Genomic DNA, 276 nt, shown 5'->3' on the forward strand with positions numbered 1-276 from the left:
AGTGGGAACATCACCCTCCTGCGCGGGCTGAGCCCGGCCGCCACGGAGCAGGAAATTTACGCCGCCGCACAGGAATACGTGCGCAAAGTCGGCGGGGTGTCGGGATTGACGACGGCCACCAAGGCCGCGGTGGACAAAGCGGTGACGGCGATCGCCGCCGCCACCACGCAATTGCTGGCGGAATTACCCGAGCGCCGGGCCTCCGAGGGTGAGCCGCCGACCCGCCGCCACACCGGCCGGGAAACCGTCACCGAGGAAGCGAGCTGAAGCTCGTCC

General features: G+C 69.2%; 1 protein-coding gene. It reads left to right on the forward strand.

Features of this window, described 5'->3' with window-relative positions:
* Positions 1–267 (forward strand): DUF2277 domain-containing protein (locus tag CUZ56_RS14970; RefSeq protein ID WP_204250941.1); only part of this gene is annotated, 267 nt, incomplete at its 5' end.
* Positions 268–276 lie beyond the last annotated feature (9 nt).

It is taken from the genome of Saezia sanguinis, from assembly GCF_003991585.1.
GTDB classification, from domain to species: domain Bacteria; phylum Pseudomonadota; class Gammaproteobacteria; order Burkholderiales; family Burkholderiaceae_C; genus Saezia; species Saezia sanguinis.